Origin of the sequence: Ectothiorhodospira mobilis (assembly GCF_016584115.1) — a bacterium.
Classification (GTDB): Bacteria; Pseudomonadota; Gammaproteobacteria; order Ectothiorhodospirales; family Ectothiorhodospiraceae; genus Ectothiorhodospira; species Ectothiorhodospira mobilis.
In genome coordinates, this window is the sequence record NZ_NRSK01000023.1 from 1 (window position 1) to 22,120 (window position 22,120).

Sequence of the window (22,120 nt, forward strand, 5' to 3'; positions counted from 1 at the left end):
CAACCCCCAACCCCACCTCCGGCTTCATCCTGCTGGTGCCCCGGGATGAGGTGATCGAGATGGACATGACGGTGGAGGACGGCCTCAAGTTCGTCATGTCCCTGGGTGTGGTGTCGCCCCGTTCGTCCCAGACCCGGCGGGCACCGCCGGCCGTCCCCCCGGAAGCGGGACGGGAGTAGGGCGCACCCGCCGGGCGGCGGGGCTTGGGTCCCCTCCCAAAGCCCCTTGCCAGTGCGCAAACAACCCCCTTACCATTGCCGGTTTTCCCCTCCGAAGATGCAATCACCAGGAAAGGCCATGCGCACCCATTACTGCGGTATCGTCGACGAGTCCCTGCTGGACCAGGAAGTGACATTGTGCGGCTGGGTCCACCGGCGCCGCGACCATGGGGGCGTGATCTTCGTGGACCTGCGGGACCGGGAGGGCCTGGTGCAGGTGGTCTTCGACCCGGACCGGGCCGAGGTCTTCGCCCGCGCCGAGCGCATCCGCAGCGAATACGTCCTGCGGGTGCGGGGCCGGGTGCGGCGGCGTCCCGAGGGGACGGTGAACCCCGACCTGCGCACCGGCGCCATCGAGGTGCTGGGCCTGGAACTGGACGTGCTCAACACCGCCGAGACCCCGCCGTTCCAGCTGGATGAAGAGGATGTGGGGGAGGATACCCGCCTGCACTACCGCTACGTGGACCTGCGCCGCCCCCTGATGCAGACCCGGCTGCAGATGCGGGCGCGCATCACCGCCACCCTGCGGCGCTTCCTGGAGGCCAACGGCTTTTTGGATATCGAAACCCCCATGCTCACCAAGGCCACCCCCGAGGGGGCCCGGGACTACCTGGTGCCCAGCCGCACCCATCCCGGCAGCTTCTTCGCCCTGCCGCAGTCGCCGCAGCTGTTCAAGCAGCTGCTGATGATGTCGGGCCTGGACCGCTATTATCAGATCGTGCGCTGCTTCCGCGACGAGGACCTGCGCGCCGACCGCCAGCCGGAATTCACCCAGCTGGACATCGAGACCTCCTTCATGGACGAGGAGGGCATCATGGGGCTCATGGAACAGATGGTGCGTGAGCTCTTCGCTCAGGTGCTGGAGGTGCCCCTGCACGATCCCTTCCCGCGCATGTCCTATGCCGAGGCCATGCACCGCTTCGGCTCCGACAAGCCGGACCTGCGCATCCCCCTGGAGCTGGTGGAGCTCACCGACGTCATGGGCGAGGTGGACTTCAAGGTCTTCTCCGGCCCGGCCAGGGACCCCCATGGCCGGGTGGCCGCCCTGCGGGTGCCCGCCGGCGGGGAACTCACCCGCAAGGAGATCGAGGACTACACCGGCTTTGTCGGCCGTTACGGCGCCAAGGGCCTGGCCTATATCAAGGTCAACGACCTCAACGCCGGCCGGGAAGGCCTGCAGTCCCCCATCCTCAAGTTCCTGCCCGACACCGTGGTGGTGGAGATCCTGGACCGCACCGGGGCCGGGGACGGGGATCTGATCTTCTTCGGCGCCGACAAGGCCCGGGTGGTGAACGAGTCCATGGGCGCCCTGCGGGTGAAGCTGGGCCACGACCGCGGGCTGGTGGAGCGGGGCTGGCGGCCCCTGTGGGTGGTGGACTTCCCCATGTTCGAACTGGACGACAAGGAGGGTCGCTGGGTGGCCCTGCACCATCCCTTCACCGCGCCCCGGGTGGACAATCCCGACGAGCTGGCCGGGGATCCGGGGCACCTGGTCTCCCGCGCCTACGACCTGGTGCTCAACGGCACGGAAGTGGGCGGTGGTTCCGTGCGCATCCACACCATGGCCATGCAGCAGAAGGTGTTCGAGCTTTTGGGCATCGGCGAGACCGAGGCCCGGGAGAAGTTCGGCTTCCTGCTGGACGCCCTGAAGTACGGCTGCCCGCCCCATGGCGGCATCGCCTTCGGCCTGGACCGGCTGGTGATGCTCATGACCGGGGCCCAGTCCATCCGCGACGTCATGGCCTTCCCCAAGACCCAGACCGCCGCCTGCCCGCTGACCCAGGCACCGGCCCCGGTGGAACAGGCCCAACTCAAGGAACTGGGCATCCGCCTGCGTCCCGCCCCCGGCGCGCAGAAGGACTGATCCCTCCCGCCGCCCGCCCCGGTCCGGGGCGGGCGCGGCACCCCGCCTTCCCCCTTGCGGGTATTTACTTATGCCCGAATCAAAAACTTCCCTTTGAGTTGTCCGCCGCCCCCCGGCAGACTGTCCGCAGGACCCTGTGCAGGGGTCCGATCGACGGTCAACGCATTCACATGGAGCGGGTATGGGGACAATGCCGGACTTCGAGGATCACGCCGCCCAGGAGGTGAAGTACTCCACCTGCTACATGTGCGCCTGCCGCTGCGGCATCAAGGTCACGGTGGAGAACAACCGCATCCGCTACATCCAGGGGAACCCGGATCATCCGGTGAACCGGGGCGTGCTCTGCGCCAAGGGCAACGCCGGCATCATGAAGCAGCAGTCCCCGGCGCGCCTGCGCCAGCCGCTGATGCGTAAGTCGGGCACGGAGCGGGGGGCCGGTGAGTTCGAACCCGTCTCCTGGGACGAGGCCCTGGACGTGCTCACCCGGCGCCTGTCCCGCATCCGCGCCAGCGATCCCCGCAAGCTGGCCTTCTTCACCGGCCGCGACCAGATGCAGGCCCTCACCGGGCTCTGGGCCAGCCAGTTCGGCACCATCAACTGGGCCGCCCACGGCGGCTTCTGTTCCGTGAACATGGCGGCGGCGGGGCTCTACACCATGGGCCACGCCTTCTGGGAGTTCGGTGATCCGGACTGGGCCCGCAGCAAGTACTTCATGCTCTGGGGCGTGGCCGAGGATCATGCCTCCAACCCCATCAAGCTGGGCATCGAGCAGCTCAAGCGCCGCGGGGCCAAGTTCGTGGCCGTCAATCCGGTGCGCACCGGCTACCAGGCGGTGGCGGACGAGTGGGTCTCCATCCGCCCCGGCACCGACGGCCTGTTCGCCCTCTCCCTGATCCATGTCCTGCTGCGCAACGACCAGTTCGACCGGGACTACCTGCTGCGCTACAGCAACGCCCCCTGGCTGGTGGTGGACACCCCCGGGCAGAAGGGCCACGGCCTGATCCTGCGGGACGAGGACGGCAGGCCCCTGTGCTGGGACGAGGCCTCCGGGACCGTGGCCGACGCCTCCCGCACCGACATCCGGCCCGCGCTCTTCGGGGACCACACCGCCCCCGACGGCCGCCCGGTGCGCACGGTCATGACCCTGCTGGCGGAGCGCTACCTGGATCCCGAGTACGCCCCGGAACAGGTCAGCGGGCGCTGCGGCGTGCCGGCGGAGCAGATCGAGCGTCTGGCCCTGGAGATGGCCCATGTGGCCTTCCGCGAGACCATCGAGATCCCCTGCCGCTGGACCGATGCCTACGGCCGTGAGCACGACCGCTTCATCGGCCGGCCCGTCTCCATGCACGCCATGCGCGGCATCTCGGCCCATTCCAACGGCTTCCAGACCTGTCGTGCCATCCACCTGCTGCAGATCCTCCTGGGCACGGTGGATGTCCCCGGCGGCCATCTGGCCAAGGCCCCGTATCCCAAGCCCATCCCGCCGGGGATCAAACCCGCCCGGGAGACGGCCCCGGACACCCCGTTGTCGGGGCCGCCCCTGGGCTTCCCCACGGCCCCGGAGGACCTGGTGATCGACGCCGAGGGACGCCCCCTGCGCATCGACAAGGCCTATTCCTGGGATGCCCCCATCTCCCCCCACGGCCTCATGCACATGGTCATCACCAACGCGGTGAAGGGGGACCCGTACCCCATCGACACCCTCATTCTCTTCATGGCCAACATGTCCTGGAACTCCACCATGAACACCCGCGGGGTCATGGACATGCTGCGGGAGAAGGGCGAGGACGGGGAGTACAGGATCCCCTTCATCGTGGTTTCCGATGCCTTCCATTCGGAGATGGTCCACCACGCCGACCTGGTGCTGCCGGACACCACCTACCTGGAGCGTCACGACACCATCTCCCTGCTGGACCGGCCCATCTCCGAGCCCCACGCCCCGGCGGACTCCATCCGCCAGCCCGTGCTGGAGGTGGACCGGGACGTGCGCCCCTGGCAGGAGGTGCTGGTGGAACTGGCCGGGCGCCTGGGTTTTCCCGCCTTCACCCGGGAGGACGGCAGCCGCCGCTATCGTTCTTACCAGGACTTCATCGTCCACTACGAGAAGGAACCGGGCATCGGTTTCCTCGCCGGCTGGCGGGGCAGGGACGGGGACCAGCACCTGCGGGGCGAGCCCAACCCCCGCCAGTGGGAGGCCTATGCGGAAAACGGCTGCTTCTTCGCCCACCACCTGGAGGATCACCAGAAGTACTACCGCTTCTGCAACCGCGACTACCTGGAACTGGCCCGGCACGCCGGCTGGGTGGGCTCCACCGAGCCCATGGTCATGCAGCTCTACAGCGAGCCGCTGCAGCGCTTCCGCCTGGCGGGGGAGGGGCTCTACGACGGCCCGTGCCCCAGCACCCCGGAACACCGGGAACGCCTCACCCGCTACTTCGATCCCCTGCCCATCTGGTATCCGCCCCTGGAGCACGGACGCATCGATGAGGAGGCCTATCCTTTCCACGCCATCACCCAGCGGCCCATGTTCATGTACCACGCCTGGGACTCCCAGAACGCCTGGCTGCGCCAGATCTGTTCCGCCAACGTGCTCTACATGAACCGGGCGCGGGGCGAGGCCATGGGCATCGCCGACGGGGCCTGGGTCTGGGTGGAGTCCCATCTGGGGCGCATCCGGGTGCCGGTGAAGCTCATCGAGGCGGTGGAGCCGGACACCGTCTGGACCTGGAACGCCATCGGCAAGCAGCCGGGGGCCTGGGGCCTGTCCACCGACGCCGACGAGGGGCGCCGGGGGTTTTTGCTCAACCACCTGATCTCGGAACTGCTGCCCCGGCGGGGGGATGCCCTGGACGGCATGACCAATTCCGACCCCATCACCGGCCAGGCCGCCTGGTACGACCTGCGGGTGCGCATCACCCCCGCCGACCCCGGGGAGACCGGCACCTGGCCCGAGTTCGAACCCCTGCGCCCGCTCCCCGGGGCCCAGCCATCCCCCGGGGAGGTGCGCTACCACAGCCACCGGCCGGTGCGCCTGGGGCGCAGCCTGTGGGACGTGCTCACGCGGCGGGACTGAGACCGCACGAGGATGCGACGGATGCAACATCGAGGAGCCGATTCATGCGACTGGGCCTGGTGATCGACCTGGACACCTGCGTGGGCTGCCATGCCTGCGCGGTGGCCTGCAAGCAGTGGAACACCTCCGGCACCTCCGGACCCCTGACGGACGAATCCCCCTACGGGCCCGAACCCGGCGGGGTATGGTTCAACCGCGTGCGCCACTTCGAGGTGGACGACTACCCCCACAACAAGACGGTGAACCTGCCCCTGTCGTGCATGCACTGCGAGAACGCCGAGTGCGTCGACGTCTGCCCCACGGGGGCCTCCTACAAGCGGGCCGAGGACGGCATCGTGCTGGTGGACCACGACAAGTGCATGGGCTGCAACCTGTGCGCCTGGGCCTGCCCCTACGGTGCCCGGGAACTGGACCCGGCGGAAGGGGTGATGAAGAAATGCACCCTGTGCATCGACCGCATCCACGACGCGGCCCTGCCCGAGGCGGAGCGGCAGCCGGCCTGTGTGATCACCTGTCCCGCGCGGGCGCGTTTCTTCGGGGACTTCGACGACCCCGACTCCACGGTGAGCCGCCTGGTGCGGGAACGGGCCGGCCAGAAGCTCCTGCCGGAACTGGGCTACCGCCCCACCAACACCTACCTGCCGCCGCGCACGGCGCCGCCGGTGCCCACGGACGACGTGCGCCGTGCGCAGCCCGTGACCGGCGTGGAGGCCTGGATCCCCGCGCCGAAACCGCGCTGACGGCGCGGCGTCACCGCCCATCCGCAAGCCGAGACCGAAACGCCATGCATCCAGCGCTCTCCGTCATCCTCTTTACCGTCCTCTCCGGCGCCGGCTATGGCCTGTTCAGCCTGGTGGCCGTGCTGCAGCTCACCGGCGGCTATCCGGCGGCGGCCCCGGGGGAGGCCCTGCTCCAGCTGGGCGTGGCCCTGGTGCTGATCACCATCGGGCTCGTCTCCTCCAGCCTGCATCTGCACAACCCCAGGAACGCCTGGCGCGCCTTCCTGCGGGTGCACACCTCCTGGCTCTCCCGGGAGGCCCTGCTGGCGGTGGCCTTCTACCCCTTCGCCCTGATCCACCTCTGGGGCACGGCCACCGGTGCGGGGGGGCTGACCGCCGCCGCGGGCTGGCTGGCGGTGCTGCTGGCCGGGGGCACGGTGTTCTCCACGGGCATGATCTACGCCGGCCTGAAGACCCTGCGCCAGTGGCACACGGCCCTGACCCCGGCCAACTACCTGCTGCTGGGGCTGGCCCTGGGGGCGGTGTTCATGGCGGCGGTGCATGCCTTTTCCGGCGGCAGCGACCCGCTCCCGGTGGCCCTGGCCCTGGGGGCGCTGGTGGTGGCCGGTCTCATGAAGGGGATCTACTACCTGTGGATCCGCCTCGCCGGGGGCCCCACCCTGAACACCGCCACCGGCTTCACCCGCGCGCCGGTGCGGCTCATGGACCCGGGGCACAGCGCCGCCACCTTCCTCACCCGGGAGTTTGGCAACGACCCCGGCCGCGGGCGCGTGGAACGGGTGCGCCTGGGGGTCCTGGGGCTGGGCTTTGTCCTCCCGGTCCTGCTGCTGGCCTGGATGCTCCAGGGGGCGTCCGCCGTCTGGGTGTATGCGGCACTGCTCTCTGCGCTCATGGGGATCGGTCTCGAGCGCTGGCTGTTCTTCGCCGAGGCGCGCCACAGCGTGATGCTCTACCACGGCCTGCAGCGCACCTGATCCGGTCAGCCGCCGGAGTTGGGGGGAGGGGTGCCGCCCCGGCGATGGCGTGGGGCACGCTTGCGCCGGGAGGTCTGATCCGGGCGGGTATCCTTCGGGTCCGGGCTGCCGGAAGTCCCGGCCTTCCCGTCCTTGCCCCCGGCGCCGGATGTTCCCGGGCCGGCATCACCTGTGGCACGCCGGCGTCCCTGGCCGCCGCGGCCCTTGCCCCCTTCCCGGGGGCCGGGTTTCCTGCCGCGGCGCCCGTCCCCGTCCCGGGATCGCGGGGGGCGTTTCGCCGGCGGGGTCAGGTCTTCGGCCAGCACGGAGGCATCCGTCACCTGGGAGGGGATCTTGACCCCGATGTAGGCCTCGATCTCCGGCAGATGGAAGGCGGAGTCCTCGCAGGCGAAACTGATGGCATCCCCCTCGGCCCCGGCGCGGCCGGTGCGGCCGATGCGGTGCACATAGTCCTCGCCGGAGGCGGGCAGGTCGAAGTTGAAGACATGGGAGACATCGGGGATATGCAGCCCGCGGGCGGCCACGTCGGTGGCCACCAGGGCGCGGAAGCCGCCGTCCTCGAACTGCTGCAGCAGACGTTCCCGCTTGCGCTGGGGCACGTCCCCCGAGAGCAGGGCGGCCTCGACGCCGTTGGCCTGCAGCCATGCCGCGATCCGTTCGGCCATGTGCCGGGTGTTGACAAAGACCATGGCGCGCTCCGGCTGCAGCCGGCGCATGAGCCCCAGCAGCAGGGGGATCTTCTGGTCGTTGGCCGGGTAGTACACCACCTGGCGCACCCGTTTCGCGGTGACCTGCTCGTCCTCGGTCTGCACCTTCACCGGGTTGTTCATATGCTCGTAGGCCAGTTCCATCACCCGGTAGGACAACGTGGCGGAGAACAGCATGGACTGACGCCGGTCCGGGGCCGGGGCGCGGCGCAGCAGGAAACGCACATCCTTGATAAAGCCCAGATCGAACATGCGGTCCGCCTCGTCCAGGACCAGGGTCTGTACCCCGCGCAGGTCGAAGACCTTCTGCTTGAAATAGTCGATGATGCGCCCCGGGGTGCCGATGAGGATGTCCACCCCCTCGGACAGCTGCCGGCGCTGGCGGTCGTAGTCGGTGCCGCCGTAGGCCAGGCCCAGGACCAGGCCGGTGTGCCCCCCCAGCACCTGGGCGTCGCGGTGGATCTGCAGGGCCAGTTCCCGGGTGGGGGCCAGGATCAGGGCCCGGATCTGCTGGGGGCGGCGCTCCGCCGGGGCGGGGTGGTGCAGCAGGTGGGTGAAGACGCCGATGAGAAAGGCGGCGGTCTTGCCCGTGCCCGTCTGCGCCTGTCCGGCCACGTCCTGACCCGCCAGGATGGGGGGCAGGGCCAGGGCCTGGATGGGGGTGCAGCGGCTGAAGCCGGCGTCCGCCAGGCCCTGCTGCACGGCCCCGGGGAGGGGGAAGCGTGAGAAACGGGTGTCGGAGAGATGCTGGTCCGTCATGGAGATGGGGCCTTTGCTCGCGGTATCATGGGCGGGCTTGCAACGGGATGCCGAATCGGCTCCAATTAACCCGCGCGTCGCGGTGCACGCGTCATGCCGATCGCGACGACTATTCTAACGGAGGTCAAGCGTAGTGAGTGAAAAGATCAGCCACGTATCGGATGCGAGCTTCGAGGACGATGTCCTGAAGTCGGATCAGCCCGTGCTCGTCGACTACTGGGCCGAGTGGTGCGGTCCCTGCAAGATGATCGCCCCCATCCTGGACGAGATCGCCGAGGAATACGACGGCAAGCTCCGGGTGGCCAAGCTCAATATCGACGAGAATCCCGCCACCCCGCCCAAGTACGGCATCCGCGGCATCCCCACCCTGATGCTCTTCAAGGGGGGCAACGTGGAGGCCACCAAGGTGGGGGCCCTGTCCAAGTCGCAGCTGACGGCCTTCATCGATCAGAACCTCTGATCGCCGCCGCCGGGAGGTCCGGTCCCAGGGGCTGGACGTCCCGGTGACGACATGGTACTGTCACAGAAAAAATATCCTTGCCCGGCCTGCCGTTCTGGCAGGGGCACTTCCTGACCCCAAACCCGTTGCAACCTGTCGTCCCTTGGGTACCCCTCTCCGGGCGGACCCCGCGTCCGGTACAGGTCATCCCTACACTCAACCCCCGCCCCCGAAACCCCTATGAACCTCACCGAACTCAAGCGTAAGTCGGCCGCCGAACTGGTGGAGATCGCCCAGTCCATGGACCTGGAGGGGATGGCGCGATCCCGCAAGCAGGACATCATCTTCTCCATCCTCAAGGCCCACGCCAAGGGGGGCGAGGACATCTTCGGGGACGGGGTGCTGGAGATCCTGCAGGACGGCTTCGGGTTCCTGCGGGGGGCCGACAGTTCCTATCTGGCGGGGCCGGATGATATCTACGTCTCCCCGAGTCAGATCCGCCGCTTCAGCCTGCGCACCGGGGACACCATCTCCGGCAAGATCCGGCCGCCCAAGGAGGGGGAACGCTACTTCGCGCTGCTGAAGGTGGACAAGATCAACTTCGAGGCCCCCGAGGCGGCCAAGAACAAGGTCCTGTTCGAGAACCTCACCCCCCTGCATCCCTCCAGCCGCATGCGCATGGAGCGGGGCAACGGCTCCACCGAGGACATCACCGCCCGGGTGATCGACATCGTCGCCCCCTTCGGCAAGGGTCAGCGCGGCCTCATCGTCTCCCCCCCGAAGGCGGGCAAGACCATGATGCTGCAGAACATTGCCCAGAGCATCACGGCCAACTACCCCGAGTGCTATCTCATCGTGCTGCTCATCGACGAGCGCCCCGAGGAGGTGACGGAGATGGCCCGCATGGTGCAGGGGGAGGTGGTCTCCTCCACCTTCGACGAGCCGGCCACACGTCATGTACAGGTGGCGGAGATGGTCATCGAGAAGGCCAAGCGCCTGGTGGAGCACCGGCGCGACGTGGTCATCCTGCTGGACTCCATCACCCGCCTGGCCCGGGCCTACAACACCGTGGTGCCCTCCTCGGGCAAGGTGCTCACCGGCGGTGTGGATGCCAATGCCCTGCACCGGCCCAAACGCTTCTTCGGCGCCGCCCGCAACATCGAGGAGGGGGGCAGCCTCACCATCCTGGCCACGGCCCTGATCGACACCGGTTCCAAGATGGACGAGGTGATCTACGAGGAGTTCAAGGGCACCGGCAACATGGAGGTCCACCTGGACCGGCGCATCAGCGAGAAGCGGATCTATCCCGCCATCAACATCAACCGCTCCGGCACCCGCCGCGAGGAGATGCTCACCGATCCGGAGGAGCTGCAGAAGCTCTGGATCCTGCGCAAGTTCCTGCATCCCATGGACGAGCTGGAGGCCATGGATTTCCTCCTGGGCCGCCTGTCGTCCACCAAGACGAACAACGAGTTCTTCGACCTGATGAAGCGCAGCTAGGCCCCAGGCCCCGCGCCGGCGCCGCGCCCCCGCCCTCCCGATGGAGGCGGACCGGGGGCGCGGCCTCCCCTTCAGTTCCAGCCTTCCGGCTGCACCCCCCAGATCTTGTCCGCGTACTCCTGGACCGTACGGTCGATGGAGAAATAGCCCATGCGCGCGGTATTGAGCAGGGCCATGCGGCTCCAGGCCTGCGGGTCCTGGTAGAGGGCATCCACCCGGTCCTGGGCCTGGATGTAGCTGGCGTAGTCCGCCAGCACCATGAAGGTGTCCTCGGTGAGCAGATGGTGCACCAGGTCCCGGTAGCGGCCGGGCTCGTCGGGGGAGAAGAAACCGTCGCGGATCATGTCCAGGGCCCGGCGCAGCTCGGGATTGGACTCGTAGTAGTCCCGGGGCCGATAGCCCTCGGCCCGCAGCCGGTCCACCTCGTCGGCGTTGAGGCCGAAGATGAAGATGTTCTCCTCGCCCACCGCCTGGCGGATCTCGATGTTGGCCCCGTCCAGGGTGCCGATGGTGATGGCGCCGTTCAGGGCCAGCTTCATGTTGCCGGTGCCCGAGGCCTCGGTGCCGGCGGTGGAGATCTGCTCCGACAGGTCCGCGGCGGGGATGATCAGGGCCGCGCTGCTCACCTCGTAGTTGGGGAAGAAGACCACCTGCTGGCGCTGGTGCACCACGGGGTCGTTGTTGACCACGTCCGCCACGTCATTGATGAGATGGATGATCTGCTTGGCACGCACGTAGGAGGGGGCGGCCTTGCCGGCGAACAGGCTCACCCGGGGGGCCTGGCCCTCGGCGTGGCCGTCACGGATGCGGTTGTACAGGGTGATGATGTGCAGCACGTTCAGGAGCTGGCGCTTGTACTCGTGGATGCGCTTGATCTGCACGTCCATCAGGGCCCCGGGCTGGATGGTCAGGCCCAGGCGGCTGTGGATCTCCGCCGCCAGGCGCTCCTTGTTGCGCAGCTTCACCTCGCGGAAGTCCCGGAGGAAATCCGCGTCCTCCAGGCAGTCCTCCAGCTGCTTCAGACGCCCCAGGTCCATGACCCAGTCCGGCCCGATCTGCCGGGTGATCCGCTCTGCCAGCCCCGGATTGGCCTGGTTCAGCCACAGGCGCGGGGTGATGCCGTTGGTGATGCTGACGAAGCGGTCCGGCCACAGGCGGTGGAAGTCCCGGAACAGGTGCCGCTTGAGCAGTTCGGTGTGCAGGGCGGCGACGCCGTTGACCTTGTGGCTGCCCACCACCGCCAGGTGGGCCATGCGCACCTGGCGGCCGTGGTCCTCGTCGATGATGGAGAGGCGGCGCACGATGGAGTGGTCGCCGGGGAAGTTGTGCCGCACCTCGTTGAGGAAGTGGAAGTTGATGTCGAAGATGATCTGCATGTGCCGCGGCAGCACCCGCTCCATGAGCGCAACCGGCCAGGTCTCCAGGGCCTCGGGCATGAGGGTGTGGTTGGTATAGGCGAACACCCCCCGGGCGATCTCCCAGGCCTGGTCCCAGGGCACCAGGTGCTGGTCCACCAGCAGGCGCATGAGTTCGGCCACGGCGATGGCGGGATGGGTGTCGTTGAGCTGGATGGCCACCTTGTCCGCCAGGTCGGTGATGGGGTAGCCCAGCTTGATGTGCCGCGCCAGGATGTCCTGCAGGGAGGCGCTGACGAAGAAGTATTCCTGCTTGAGGCGCAGCTCCCGGCCCACGGCGGTGGCGTCGTTGGGGTAGAGAACCATGGAGATGGTCTCGGATTCGATCTTCTCCTGCACCGCCCGGATGTAGTCCCCCTCGTTGAAGTAGTCCAGATCGAAGTCGCGGGTGGCCTTGGCGGCCCACAGGCGCAGGTTGTTCACGTTCTTGTTGCCGTAGCCGGGAACGGGCAGGTCGTAGGCCATGGCGATGACCTCCTCGCCGTCCTCCCAGTGATGCCGCACCACCCCATGGTCCCGGTGCTCCACCACATAGCCGTAGAAGTGCACCGGGTAGATCTTCTCCGGCCTTGGGAATTCCCAGGGGTTGCCGTAACGCAGCCAGTTGTCCGGATGTTCCACCTGCTCGCCGTGTTCGATGTGCTGGTGGAACATGCCGAATTCGTAGCGGATGCCGTAGCCGTAGCCCGGCAGGCACTGGGTGGAGAGGGAGTCCAGGATGCAGGCGGCCAGGCGTCCGAGACCGCCGTTGCCCAGGGCGGCATCGGATTCCAGGTCGATGATCTCATGCAGGCTGACCCCCATCTCCTCCAGGGCCTGGCAGCAGGCATCGTAGAACCCCAGGTTCATCAGGTGGTTCACCAGCATGCGGCCGATGAGGTATTCCATGGAGAGGTAGTACACCCGCTTCACCTGTTCCTGGTTGAACAGGCGCTTGGTGTACATGCGCTGCTCGATGATGCGTTCCCGGGCGGCATAGGCCACCGCGTGCAGCCAGTCCCGGGAGGTGGCGTTGCGCGGGTCCTTGCCGATGACGTGGACCAGGGCCTCGCGGATGGAGCGCTTCAGGCTGTCCTTGTCACACGGCAGCGGTTCCAGGTCGTATTCGTGCTCCATGTCCAGCTTCTTCATGGTCTTGAGGGCCTGCTCGGTGGATGGGGGGCCGGGGCTTCAGCCCCCTTCCCGGGCCACGGCGCGGTGGCCGATGTCGCTGCGGTAAAAGACGTCCGGCCAGTGGATGCGCCGGGCCAGGGCATAGGCCCGGTCCCGGGCGTCGGCCACCCGTTCCCCCAGGCCCACGGCACAGAGCACGCGCCCCCCGGCGGTGACCACGCGGCCGTCCTCCAGGGCCGTGCCGGCGTGGAAGACCCGGGCATCGTCCGTGTCCGCCGCCTCCAGACCCTGGATGACGTCCCCCTTGCGGTAGTCGCCGGGATAGCCGCCGGCGGCCAGCACCACCCCCAGGGCCGCCCGCGGGTCCCAGCGGGCCTCCACCCGGTCCAGGCGTCCGTCCACGGCGGCCTGCAGCAGGTCCACCAGGTCGGACTGCAGGCGCATGAGGATGGGCTGGGTCTCCGGGTCGCCCATGCGGCAGTTGAACTCCAGCACCCGCGGCGTCCCCTCGGCGTCGATCATGACCCCGGCGTAGAGGAAGCCGGTGTAGGGATGGCCCTCCCCGGCCATGCCCTGCACCACGGGGCGGATCACCTCGTCCATGATGCGCCGGTGGATGGCGGGGGTCACCACCGGCGCGGGGGAGTAGGCCCCCATGCCGCCGGTGTTGGGGCCCCGGTCGCCATCATCCCGGGCCTTGTGGTCCTGGGAGGTGGCCATGGGCAGGATGTGCTCGCCGTCCACCATGCAGATGAAGCTGGCCTCCTCCCCCTGCAGGAATTCCTCGATCACCACCCGGTGGCCCGCCTCGCCGAAGGCGTTGCCCGCCAGCATGTCCCGCACCGCGGCCTCGGCCTCCTCCAGGGTCCGGGCCAGGATCACCCCCTTGCCCGCGGCCAGGCCGTCGGCCTTGACCACGATGGGGGCCCCCTGCCGGCGCAGATAGGCCAGGGCCTCGTCCAGGTCCGTGAAGCTGGCGTAGGCGGCGGTGGGGATGCGGTGCCGGGCCAGGAAGTCCTTGGAGAAGGCCTTGGAGCCCTCCAGGCGGGCGGCGTCCCGGGTGGGCCCGAAGATGGCCAGCCCCCGGGCCCGGAAGAGGTCCACCACCCCCGCCACCAGGGGGGCCTCCGGCCCCACCACGGTGAGGTCCACCCCCCGCTCTTCGGCGAAGGCCGCCAGGGTCTCCACGTCCGTGGCCGGGATGGCCACGTTCTCGCAACCGGGTTCGGTGCCGGTGCCGGCGTTGCCCGGGGCGACGAACACCTGCTCCACCCGGGGCGAGCGGGCCGCCTTCCAGGCCAGGGCGTGTTCGCGTCCGCCGTTGCCGATGATGAGGATCTTCATGGGGGTCGCCTCAGTGCCGGAAGTGGCGCATGCCGGTGAAGACCATGGCCATGTCGTGCTCGTCGGCGGCGGCGATGACCTCCTCGTCGCGCACGGAACCGCCGGGCTGGATGACGGCGGTGATGCCGGCGTCGGAGGCGGCGTCGATGCCGTCCCGGAAGGGGAAGAAGGCGTCCGAGGCCATCACCGAACCGGCCACCGGCAGGTTCTCGTCGGCCGCCTTGATGCCGGCGATGCGGGCGGAGTAGACCCGGCTCATCTGTCCGGCCCCCACGCCGATGGTCTGCCCGCCGCGGGCGTAGACGATGGCGTTGGACTTGACGAACTTGGCCACGCGCCAGGCGAAGAGCAGGTCCGCCTGCTCCTGGGGGGTGGGCCGGCGCCGGGTGACGCATTTCAGGTCATCCGCGGTGATGCGGCCCAGGTCCCGGTCCTGCACCAGCAGGCCGCCGTTGACCCGCTTGTAGTCCCAGCCCGGCACGGCGTCCCCGTCCCATTCCCCGCATTCCAGCAGGCGCACGTTGGGCTTGTCCGCCAGGGCCCGGGCGGCCTCGGGTTCCACCCGGGGGGCGATGATCACCTCCACGAACTGGCGGGCCAGGATGGCCCGGGCCGTGGCCCCGTCCAGGGGGCGGTTGAAGGCGATGATGCCGCCGAAGGCGGAGGTGGGGTCCGTCTGGAAGGCCTTGTCGTAGGCGGCACCCGGGTCCGGGGCCACCGCCACGCCGCAGGGGTTGGCGTGCTTGACGATGACGCAGGCCGGTTCCACGAACTGCTTGACGCATTCCAGGGCGGCGTCGGTATCGGCGATGTTATTGAAGGACAGGGGCTTGCCCTGGATCGGGCGGGCCGAGGCCACCCCCGCCTCGGCGGGCCGGGCCTCCCGGTAGAAGGCGGCGCCCTGGTGGGGGTTCTCGCCGTAGCGCAGGTCCAGGGCCTTGTCGAACTGCAGCGACAGGGTCTGCGGGAAGGGGCTCGGTTCCTCCCCCTGACGGGCCGTGAGGTAGTTGGCGATGGCGCCGTCGTAGCGGGCGGTGTGGGCATAGGCCTTGGCCGCCAGTTCGAAGCGCAGGGCGGGGTCCGTGGCGCCGTTGCCCGTGCCCATGGTCTCCAGGATGCGGTCATAGTCGGCCGGGTCCACCACCACCGTCACCGCGGCGTGGTTCTTCGCCGCCGCCCGCACCATGGCCGGCCCGCCGATGTCGATGTTCTCGATGGCCTCCTCCAGGGTGCAGCCCGGACGGGCCACCGTGGCCTCGAAGGGATAGAGATTCACCACCACCAGGTCGATGGGGGGGATGTCGTGGTCCTCCATGGCCGCGTCGTCCGTGCCGCGCCGGCCCAGGATGCCGCCGTGGATCTTCGGGTGCAGGGTCTTGACGCGGCCGGCCATCATCTCGGGGAAGCCGGTGTGGGCGGAGACCTCGGTCACCTGCACCCCGGCCTCGCTCAGCATGCGGGCGGTGCCGCCGGTGGAGAGGATCTCGACGCCGCGCCCGGCCAGGGCCCGGGCGAAGGGAAGCAGGCCGGTCTTGTCCGAGACGCTGATCAGGGCGCGGGTGATGGGGCGGGGGTCGGCTTGGGTCATCTTTGCTTGGGGGTCCGGGGCTGGTGAAAAGCTCTGAAGTATAGCGTTTTTCCTGGCCTTGGCGGTAGGAAGGCGGTGCGGGAAGGGGGGCGGATCGGCCAAAAAAAAGCGCGGCTTGAGGGGCCGCGCCAAAACCACCAAAGGAGGATGGAGGAGTATACCGATCCGGGGCTCGACGCCCGGAAACAGTATGGTGCGTACTATCCTATGCTGCACTGCACATGTCAAGCCCGCCGGTGACTTAGCCCGTTTTCCGGGAGACGGGAGGCCGGCCCGGGGCGATGGATGGTGCGCTGCGGCAAACCCCGGCCGGGGATCAGACGCGCAGCCGCTCCACCACCCGCCCGTGGACCAGGTGCTCCTGGAGGATCTCCTCCAGATCGTGTTCGTCGGCGAAGGTGTACCAGACCCCCTCGGGGTAGACCACCGCCACCGGACCCTCACTGCAGCGGTCCAGGCAGCCGGCGCTGTTGACGCGCACGCCGCCCGGGCCCGCCAGCCCCAGGGCCCGGACCCGTTCCTTGGCATAGGCGCGCAGGGCGCTGGCGCCGAAGTCCTCGCAGCAGTTGCCCGTCTCCCGGCGGTTGGTGCAGATGAACAGGTGTCGCTGGTAGTAACTCATGGCCCCGGTCGCGGATGCGGCTTCATCTCCACAGATCGTAGACCAGGTTGACGGCGGTGATGGTGTCGGTGTGCTCGCGGTCAGCGGGGACCTGGGTGTTGTGCTGCACGGTAAAGGACAGGCGCGTGGAGAAGCGGTCGTTGATGCGCAGTCGCAGGGCGCTCACCGCCTCGATCTCCGTGTTGTCCTCGCCGCTCTGCACCAGCAGGTCTTCCGTGAAACGGGTGGTATCGCTCACCTCCAGGGCCAGGGCCGCGGCGCCGCGCAGGATCACCTCTTCCTCGGCGGCCTGGCCCTCGAGTTGGTCCTGGCGCAGGCCGGCGCCCCCCTCCAGGCTCAGCTGCAGCCGTGGGGTGTCCAGCACCTGGCGGCCATAGCCGGCGGAGAGGGCGCGCTGGTAGTCGTAGCCGCTGAAGCGGTCCTTCTCCGCCCGCAGGGCCGCGAACAGGTAGGCCCGCTGCGACAGGCGCCGGTCCGACTGGAAGGCCCCCAGGTAGCGTTCCTCCGTGGTCTCGTCGTCCTCCGAGCCGGTATGGGCCTCCAGCTGCAGGGTGTGGCGCCACTGCTGCGTCTGGTGGCGCAGGCGGGCGCGGGCATTGAGACTCTCCGATTCGGTGTTGCCGGTGTTCAGGGTGGCCCCCAGCTCCGCATCGCCGCTCCAGCCGGTGTAGTCCGACCATTCCTGGGCCGCCAGCGGCGGGGCTGCCAGGAGGAGGCCGGCGAGGCCGAGGCTGATACAATGCAACGGAGCGATCCGTTTCAGGGACATGCGCTTCCCCCAGGGATGTGGATGAGAGGCCAGACCCTAACAGAACCGGGTGCCGGACCCGAACGGGCGGCGCCCCCACGAGGCGATACCGTGCCATGAAGCCCTGCCCCGAAAGCCCAGACCCCCGTGCGGTGCTCCAGGACACCGACCTGTGCGTCAAGTGCGGCCTGTGTCTGCCCCATTGCCCCACCTACCGGGCCACCCGGGACGAGGGGGACTCGCCCCGCGGCCGCATCACCCTCATGCAGGGCCTCATGGCCGGGCAGCTGGAGGATGATGCGGTGGTGCGCCGTCATCTGGACGGCTGCCTGAGCTGCGGCGCGTGCACGGCGGTCTGCCCCTCCCGGGTGCCCTTCGGCCGGCTCATGGACGCGGCCCGGGCGGTGCTGACCCCGCCCCGCAGCCAGGGCCGGGTCAGCGGGCACCTGCTGCGCCACGCCGGCACCCGCCGCGCGGCGGCCGGGGTGCTGCGGGTGGCCCAGCGCACGGGCATGATGCAGGTGGCCGGCGTCCTCGGCTCCTCCCGGCGCCCCGGCCTGGCCCGGGACGCGCGCCTGCTGCCGCGCCTGGGGCCGGCGCCGCCGCGCCGCGGTGGCCACACCAGGCCGGAGACGGCGGCAGGGGAGGGGGCCGGGGCGGCGCGCCGGGTGGCCCTGTTCACCGGCTGCACCGGCGAGACCCTGGATGCCGCCGCCGTGCGCGCCGCCCTGGCGGTACTGGAGCGCCTGGGCTGGCAGGTGACGGTGCCCCGGGAGCAGGTGTGCTGCGGCGCCCTGGATCAGCATGCCGGCCGGCCCGGCGCCGCTGCCGATCTGGCCCGGCGCAACCGCCGCGCCTTTGCCGCCAGCGAGGGCCCCATCCTCAGCCTCAACAGCGGCTGCCGCGCCCACCTGCGGGACTACGCCGCCTGCGACGGGGAGGGCGCGGACATCGCCGCCCGGGTCACGGGCCTGTGCACGCTGCTGCAGGGGGTGGACCTGGGGCCGCTGCGGCTGCGGGACGACCCGTTGCGGGTGGCCATGCACACCCCCTGCACCCTGCGCCATGTCCTGGGCGAGCACGACGCCCTGGAGGCCCTGCTGCGCCGTCTCCCCGGGGTGGAGGTGCTGCCGCTGCCGGAGAACGAACTGTGCTGCGGTTCCGCCGGCACCCACATGCTGGAGAATCCGGCCATGGCCGACCGTCTCCTGGCCCCCAAGCTGGAGGCCGTGGAGGCCCTGGCACCGGACGTGCTGGTGACCGCCAACGTGGGCTGCGCCGTGCACTTCGCCGCCGGCCTCAAGGCGCGCCGCTCGGGGGTGGCGGTGCTGGGCCCGGCGGAACTGCTGGCGCAACGCATGGGGGTACTTGAATCCTCACCCCCGGACCGCTAACATACCCGGCCTTCCGTGATTCAAGTGCACCCTGGAGTTCAGGAATGAAGACCTTTAGCGCCAAGCCCGCTGAAGTCAGCCGCGACTGGTACGTGGTGGACGCCTCCGGCAAGACCCTGGGCCGCCTGGCCACCGAACTGGCCCGCCGGCTGCGCGGCAAGCACAAGCCGGAGTACACCCCCCACGTGGACACCGGCGACTACATCGTGGTGGTCAACGCCTCCCAGGTGCGCCTCAGTGGCAAGAAGGAATCCGACAAGATGTACTACCGGCACACCGGGTACATCGGTCACATGAAATCCGCCAGCGCCCAGCAGATGCGTGAGCGGGCCCCCGAGCGCCTCATCGAGATCGCCGTCAAGGGCATGCTGCCCAAGAACCCGCTGGGCCGGGCCATGTTCAAGAAGCTGAAGGTCTACGCCGGCAGCGAACACCGCCACGCCGCCCAGCAGCCCCAGCCGCTGGATATCTGAACCCCCTTGCGCCGCATCGGGCGGCGCCGGACAGCACAGAGCAGGTCGAGACATGGCAACAACCCAGAACTACGGAACCGGACGCCGCAAGAATGCCTCTGCGCGCGTCTTCCTGCGCCCGGGCAAGGGTGACATCGTCGTCAACAACAAGCCCCTGGACGAGTTCTTCGGTCGCGAGACCTCCCGCATGGTGGTGCGCCAGCCCCTGGAGGTCTCCGAGAACGTGGACCGCTTCGACGTGGTCGCCACGGTGAGCGGTGGCGGCGCCAACGGCCAGGCCGGTGCCATCCGCCTGGGCATCGCCCGCGCCCTGGTGGACTACGACGAGAACCTGCGGGGCAAGATGCGGGAATACGGCTACCTCACCCGCGACGCCCGCGAGGTGGAGCGTAAGAAGATCGGCCTGCGCAAGGCCCGCCGCGCCACCCAGTACAGCAAGCGCTGATCCGGCCGCCCCCCGTGCGTGCACGGGGGGGCGCCGCCCGGCCCCCGGGGCCGGGATGAACGCCACAGGCAGGCACCCCTTGCCCCCGGCGTCCGAATGCGATAAAGTAAGCATTCAAAATCAGAGTGTTATTGGGGGATCGTCTAGCGGTAGGACTGCGGACTCTGACTCCGTCAACCCAGGTTCGAATCCTGGTCCCCCAGCCATCCATAGAAAAAGGCCCCCTCGCGGGGCCTTTTTCTATGGATCATTGAAGACTCACCGGGATTCGAACCTGGAAGGTTCGACGCGCGGCGCCTTTTCTATATGGATGCAGGAAGGGATTGGATTGTTTTATTCACCTGTACCGCCAATTCGGGCAAATCCCTCTCGACGGTCTTCCATACCATATCCAGATCGACCTTGAAGTAGCCGTGTATCAGGGCATTCCGGGTGCCGTAAGCTGCCTTGAGGGGGAAGTCTGGATGCTTTGCATCAAAGTCAGGGAAATGACGTTGGATATAACCTGCCGCCTCTCCAATCACCTCAAGGTTGCGAATGACTGCATCCTGTTTCTCTTCGTTTGCGAGGAATCCGGCATGGTCCATGTCATGGAGATAGCGCTGGATACGCCCAATGGCCTGCTGGATGTGCTCAAGGTAGTCTCTCAGGGCAAGTTCGTCCCGATGACTCATATGGCCTGAGCCTCTTGGAGTACCTGACGTCTCCATCGGTCCGGCAGCGCACCGGGGGTCAGCACATCCACTTCCACCCCGAGGAGTTCAGTCAGCTCCGAGCGAATGGCACCCACATCAAAGAGGGAGGTTTCTTCCGTGGTGTCGATGAGGATGTCCAGGTCGCTTTCATCCGTATCCTGTCCATGGAGGACGGAACCGAAGATGCGTGGATTCCTGGCACGATGCCGCTCCACGATCTGCCGTATGGCATCACGGTGCGGTGGATATGCGGCAGATGGCCTCATGCAGAGAAACCGATTGGTACCCGGATGGCCCATCTTTAGGGCATGAGGTCCCCGCCGTCAATCACGCAGGCGTTTTGAGCCGCGTATTGCGGCACATGCATCGAGCAAAGGGGGCAGCCCCGGATGAAGGATGCCCGGCTGGCCGCTACCGTAGGCAACAGGGAAGGTTCGACGCGCGGCGTGGGTGAGTTGTGGGGCGGGGCGGGGTCTTGTATCGTCTGCTCCATGCTCTCCCTCACCGAGACCCCCGCGCTGATGCCCCCGGACCTGGGCGAGGCCATGGACCTGATCCCGGAGGCCTTTCTCATCTTCGACCGGGATCACCGGGTGGTGGCCGCCAACGGGGCGGCGGCGACGCTGCTGTCGCGGCCCCGGGCCGCCCTTTTGGGGCGGGGTTGTCAGGAGATCCTGCACGGCCGTCCGGGGCCCTGTCCGGGGGCGGGTCGCTGCCCGCTGGAGGCCGGGGCCACCGCCGGCCCCGGTATCCTGGTGGAGCCGGCGGGGGGGGGGCGGCTGCGGCTGCGCATCACCACCTCCCCGGCGGGCTGGATCGGGGCCTTCCTGCAGGCCGAGGGCGGCGCCCGGGAGGGCGGCGATGCCGTCTCCCTGGTGGGGCGCTCCGCGGCCCTGCGCGGCCTCATGGACATGGTGGATCGGGTGGCGGCCACCCAGGCCACCGTGCTCCTGCTGGGGGAGAGCGGCGTGGGCAAGGAACGGGTGGCGGAGTATCTGCACCGCCGCTCCCGACGGGCCGCGGGGCCCCTGGTGGTGGTGGACTGCTCCACCCTGGGGGAGGCCCTCATCGAGGCGGAACTGTTCGGCTACGAGAAGGGGGCCTTCACCGGCGCCGACCGGCGCAAGACCGGTCTGTTCGAGGCCGCCCACGGGGGCACGCTGTTCATCGACGAGGTGGGGGAGATGCCCCTGGCCCTGCAGAGCAAACTGCTGCGCGCCCTGGAGACCGCCCGCATCCGCCGCGTCGGCGGCACCGACTACATCGACGTGGACGTGCGCGTCGTGGCCGCCACCCACCGGGACCTGGCCGCCATGGTGACCGATGGGGCCTTCCGCCAGGACCTGTACTACCGCCTCTCCGCCTTCCCCGTGCGTATCCCCCCCCTGCGGGAGCGCCGCGAGGACATCCTGCCCCTGGCGGAACACTTCCTGCGCCAGGCGGACGGCGGCGCCCGCCATCTCCCCCTGGAGGGGGCCGTGGCCGCGGCCCTGCAGGGCCACGATTACCCCGGCAACGTGCGCGAGCTCAAGAACATCGTCACCCGCGCCGCCATCCTGGCCGGGGATGGCCCCCTGCGCCCGGAACACTTCGCCGTGCCGGGGGCGGACGGGGGCAGGGGGGGCGAGGCCCCCTCCCGCCGCGGACGCCTGGACGCGGGCCGCATCCGCGCCGCCCTGGACGCCTGCGACGGCCACCGCGGCGAGGCGGCCCGGCGCCTGGGGGTGAGCGAACGCACCCTCTACCGCTACCTGCGGCGCCTGGAAGGCGGGGGGTGATCCCCCGCGGGGTGGTTCGTCGCCCAAGCGGTTCATCCGGGGTCTGAAGGAAGACCGGGATGTGAACCCGATCCCCGCTCCCCCAGGCCCGGACGCCCCCCCCCCATGGCGATGCCGTCCCGCGCCCATCATGGCCGGGCCCTGCCGTGTGATTTTTACAACACCCTGGCGTGATGTCATGACGTCGTCATGACAGTGGCACCCATGTTGTCAGGGGTGTGGTCTTTTTGC

At 69.0% G+C, this 22,120-nt stretch carries 18 protein-coding genes, 1 tRNA gene and 1 pseudogene; 12 read left to right on the plus strand and 8 right to left on the minus strand.

Features of this window, described 5'->3' with window-relative positions; all coding sequences use genetic code 11:
* The 5 genes and pseudogenes from CKO33_RS14020 to CKO33_RS09650 form a co-directional block, all read left to right on the plus strand.
* Positions 1-179, plus strand: a pseudogene (locus CKO33_RS14020) (DUF502 domain-containing protein); the annotation flags it as partial.
* A 118-nt stretch (positions 180-297) separates the two neighbouring features.
* Positions 298-2,082, plus strand: a complete 1,785-nt coding sequence (gene aspS, locus CKO33_RS09635) for an aspartate--tRNA ligase (protein ID WP_200181934.1) — start codon at positions 298-300, stop codon at positions 2,080-2,082.
* Between the two features lie 181 nt (positions 2,083-2,263).
* Positions 2,264-5,155 (plus strand): molybdopterin oxidoreductase family protein, encoded by a 2,892-nt coding sequence (locus CKO33_RS09640; RefSeq protein ID WP_200181936.1) that lies wholly within the window; start codon positions 2,264-2,266, stop codon positions 5,153-5,155.
* Positions 5,156-5,199: 44 nt separating this feature from the next.
* Positions 5,200-5,895: a 4Fe-4S dicluster domain-containing protein gene (locus CKO33_RS09645; protein WP_200181938.1), complete on the plus strand. Its 696-nt coding sequence runs from the start codon at positions 5,200-5,202 to the stop codon at positions 5,893-5,895.
* Between the two features lie 44 nt (positions 5,896-5,939).
* Positions 5,940-6,869: a dimethyl sulfoxide reductase anchor subunit family protein gene (locus CKO33_RS09650; RefSeq protein ID WP_200181945.1), complete on the plus strand. Its 930-nt coding sequence runs from the start codon at positions 5,940-5,942 to the stop codon at positions 6,867-6,869.
* 5 nt (positions 6,870-6,874) lie between these two features.
* Here CKO33_RS09650 and rhlB read toward each other — a convergent pair whose 3' ends face one another.
* Positions 6,875-8,335: an ATP-dependent RNA helicase RhlB gene (rhlB, locus tag CKO33_RS09655; protein ID WP_200181947.1), complete on the minus strand. Its 1,461-nt coding sequence runs from the start codon at positions 8,333-8,335 to the stop codon at positions 6,875-6,877.
* Between the two features lie 133 nt (positions 8,336-8,468).
* On the opposite strand from rhlB, the gene trxA reads away from it, so the two are divergent.
* Positions 8,469-8,795, plus strand: a complete 327-nt coding sequence (trxA, locus tag CKO33_RS09660; RefSeq protein WP_200181949.1) for a thioredoxin TrxA — start codon at positions 8,469-8,471, stop codon at positions 8,793-8,795.
* A gap of 219 nt (positions 8,796-9,014) precedes the next feature.
* Positions 9,015-10,274 carry a transcription termination factor Rho gene (gene rho / locus CKO33_RS09665; RefSeq protein ID WP_200181951.1) on the plus strand — a complete coding sequence of 420 codons (1,260 nt, stop codon included), beginning with the start codon at positions 9,015-9,017 and terminating at the stop codon, positions 10,272-10,274.
* 71 nt (positions 10,275-10,345) lie between these two features.
* Here rho and CKO33_RS09670 read toward each other — a convergent pair whose 3' ends face one another.
* The 5 genes from CKO33_RS09670 to CKO33_RS09690 form a co-directional block, all read right to left on the minus strand.
* On the minus strand, positions 10,346-12,820 hold the full coding sequence (locus CKO33_RS09670) for a glycogen/starch/alpha-glucan phosphorylase (protein WP_200181953.1): 2,475 nt from the start codon (positions 12,818-12,820) through the stop codon (positions 10,346-10,348).
* A gap of 39 nt (positions 12,821-12,859) precedes the next feature.
* Complete coding sequence (gene purD / locus CKO33_RS09675) at positions 12,860-14,146, minus strand: phosphoribosylamine--glycine ligase (RefSeq protein ID WP_200181954.1); 1,287 nt, start codon at positions 14,144-14,146, stop codon at positions 12,860-12,862.
* A 10-nt stretch (positions 14,147-14,156) separates the two neighbouring features.
* The gene (gene purH / locus CKO33_RS09680) at positions 14,157-15,734 is read right to left on the minus strand and encodes a bifunctional phosphoribosylaminoimidazolecarboxamide formyltransferase/IMP cyclohydrolase (protein ID WP_200181956.1); all 1,578 of its coding nucleotides are present in this window, start codon (positions 15,732-15,734) and stop codon (positions 14,157-14,159) included.
* A gap of 316 nt (positions 15,735-16,050) precedes the next feature.
* Positions 16,051-16,356: a (2Fe-2S) ferredoxin domain-containing protein gene (locus tag CKO33_RS09685; RefSeq protein ID WP_200181958.1), complete on the minus strand. Its 306-nt coding sequence runs from the start codon at positions 16,354-16,356 to the stop codon at positions 16,051-16,053.
* A gap of 22 nt (positions 16,357-16,378) precedes the next feature.
* Complete coding sequence (locus tag CKO33_RS09690) at positions 16,379-17,125, minus strand: DUF481 domain-containing protein (RefSeq protein WP_200181960.1); 747 nt, start codon at positions 17,123-17,125, stop codon at positions 16,379-16,381.
* A gap of 95 nt (positions 17,126-17,220) precedes the next feature.
* On the opposite strand from CKO33_RS09690, the gene CKO33_RS09695 reads away from it, so the two are divergent.
* From CKO33_RS09695 to CKO33_RS09710, 4 genes are all read left to right on the plus strand, one after another.
* Positions 17,221-18,498, plus strand: a complete 1,278-nt coding sequence (locus CKO33_RS09695; RefSeq protein ID WP_200181962.1) for a (Fe-S)-binding protein — start codon at positions 17,221-17,223, stop codon at positions 18,496-18,498.
* Positions 18,499-18,542: 44 nt separating this feature from the next.
* Positions 18,543-18,971, plus strand: a complete 429-nt coding sequence (gene rplM, locus CKO33_RS09700; protein ID WP_200181964.1) for a 50S ribosomal protein L13 — start codon at positions 18,543-18,545, stop codon at positions 18,969-18,971.
* Between the two features lie 52 nt (positions 18,972-19,023).
* Complete coding sequence (rpsI, locus tag CKO33_RS09705; protein ID WP_200181965.1) at positions 19,024-19,416, plus strand: 30S ribosomal protein S9; 393 nt, start codon at positions 19,024-19,026, stop codon at positions 19,414-19,416.
* Between the two features lie 132 nt (positions 19,417-19,548).
* Positions 19,549-19,622, plus strand: a tRNA-Gln gene (locus tag CKO33_RS09710).
* Between the two features lie 96 nt (positions 19,623-19,718).
* Here the strand turns inward: CKO33_RS09710 and CKO33_RS09715 are convergent.
* Positions 19,719-20,090 (minus strand): HepT-like ribonuclease domain-containing protein, encoded by a 372-nt coding sequence (locus CKO33_RS09715; RefSeq protein ID WP_200181967.1) that lies wholly within the window; start codon positions 20,088-20,090, stop codon positions 19,719-19,721.
* Positions 20,087-20,377, minus strand: a complete 291-nt coding sequence (locus tag CKO33_RS09720; protein WP_200181969.1) for a nucleotidyltransferase family protein — start codon at positions 20,375-20,377, stop codon at positions 20,087-20,089. The genes CKO33_RS09715 and CKO33_RS09720 overlap by 4 nt, the downstream gene beginning before the upstream one ends.
* Positions 20,378-20,557: 180 nt before the next feature.
* On the opposite strand from CKO33_RS09720, the gene CKO33_RS09725 reads away from it, so the two are divergent.
* Positions 20,558-21,889, plus strand: coding sequence for a sigma 54-interacting transcriptional regulator (locus tag CKO33_RS09725; protein ID WP_200181971.1), 1,332 nt, complete (start codon positions 20,558-20,560; stop codon positions 21,887-21,889).
* The last annotated feature ends 231 nt before the right edge of the window (positions 21,890-22,120 follow it).

What these genes read in the sequence shown, in the direction of transcription:
- CKO33_RS09720 (WP_200181969.1), bottom strand. Translation starts at nt 20,377, where the DNA reads ATGAGGCCATCTGCCGCATATCCACCGCACCGTGATGCCATACGGCAG.
- rhlB (WP_200181947.1), bottom strand. Translation starts at nt 8,335, where the DNA reads ATGACGGACCAGCATCTCTCCGACACCCGTTTCTCACGCTTCCCCCTC.
- CKO33_RS09715 (WP_200181967.1), bottom strand. Translation starts at nt 20,090, where the DNA reads ATGAGTCATCGGGACGAACTTGCCCTGAGAGACTACCTTGAGCACATC.
- CKO33_RS09685 (WP_200181958.1), bottom strand. Translation starts at nt 16,356, where the DNA reads ATGAGTTACTACCAGCGACACCTGTTCATCTGCACCAACCGCCGGGAG.
- CKO33_RS09640 (WP_200181936.1), top strand. Translation starts at nt 2,264, where the DNA reads ATGGGGACAATGCCGGACTTCGAGGATCACGCCGCCCAGGAGGTGAAG.
- aspS (WP_200181934.1), top strand. Translation starts at nt 298, where the DNA reads ATGCGCACCCATTACTGCGGTATCGTCGACGAGTCCCTGCTGGACCAG.
- rho (WP_200181951.1), top strand. Translation starts at nt 9,015, where the DNA reads ATGAACCTCACCGAACTCAAGCGTAAGTCGGCCGCCGAACTGGTGGAG.
- purH (WP_200181956.1), bottom strand. Translation starts at nt 15,734, where the DNA reads ATGACCCAAGCCGACCCCCGCCCCATCACCCGCGCCCTGATCAGCGTC.
- CKO33_RS09645 (WP_200181938.1), top strand. Translation starts at nt 5,200, where the DNA reads ATGCGACTGGGCCTGGTGATCGACCTGGACACCTGCGTGGGCTGCCAT.
- rplM (WP_200181964.1), top strand. Translation starts at nt 18,543, where the DNA reads ATGAAGACCTTTAGCGCCAAGCCCGCTGAAGTCAGCCGCGACTGGTAC.
- CKO33_RS09650 (WP_200181945.1), top strand. Translation starts at nt 5,940, where the DNA reads ATGCATCCAGCGCTCTCCGTCATCCTCTTTACCGTCCTCTCCGGCGCC.
- CKO33_RS09695 (WP_200181962.1), top strand. Translation starts at nt 17,221, where the DNA reads ATGAAGCCCTGCCCCGAAAGCCCAGACCCCCGTGCGGTGCTCCAGGAC.
- CKO33_RS09690 (WP_200181960.1), bottom strand. Translation starts at nt 17,125, where the DNA reads ATGTCCCTGAAACGGATCGCTCCGTTGCATTGTATCAGCCTCGGCCTC.
- rpsI (WP_200181965.1), top strand. Translation starts at nt 19,024, where the DNA reads ATGGCAACAACCCAGAACTACGGAACCGGACGCCGCAAGAATGCCTCT.
- CKO33_RS09670 (WP_200181953.1), bottom strand. Translation starts at nt 12,820, where the DNA reads ATGAAGAAGCTGGACATGGAGCACGAATACGACCTGGAACCGCTGCCG.
- purD (WP_200181954.1), bottom strand. Translation starts at nt 14,146, where the DNA reads ATGAAGATCCTCATCATCGGCAACGGCGGACGCGAACACGCCCTGGCC.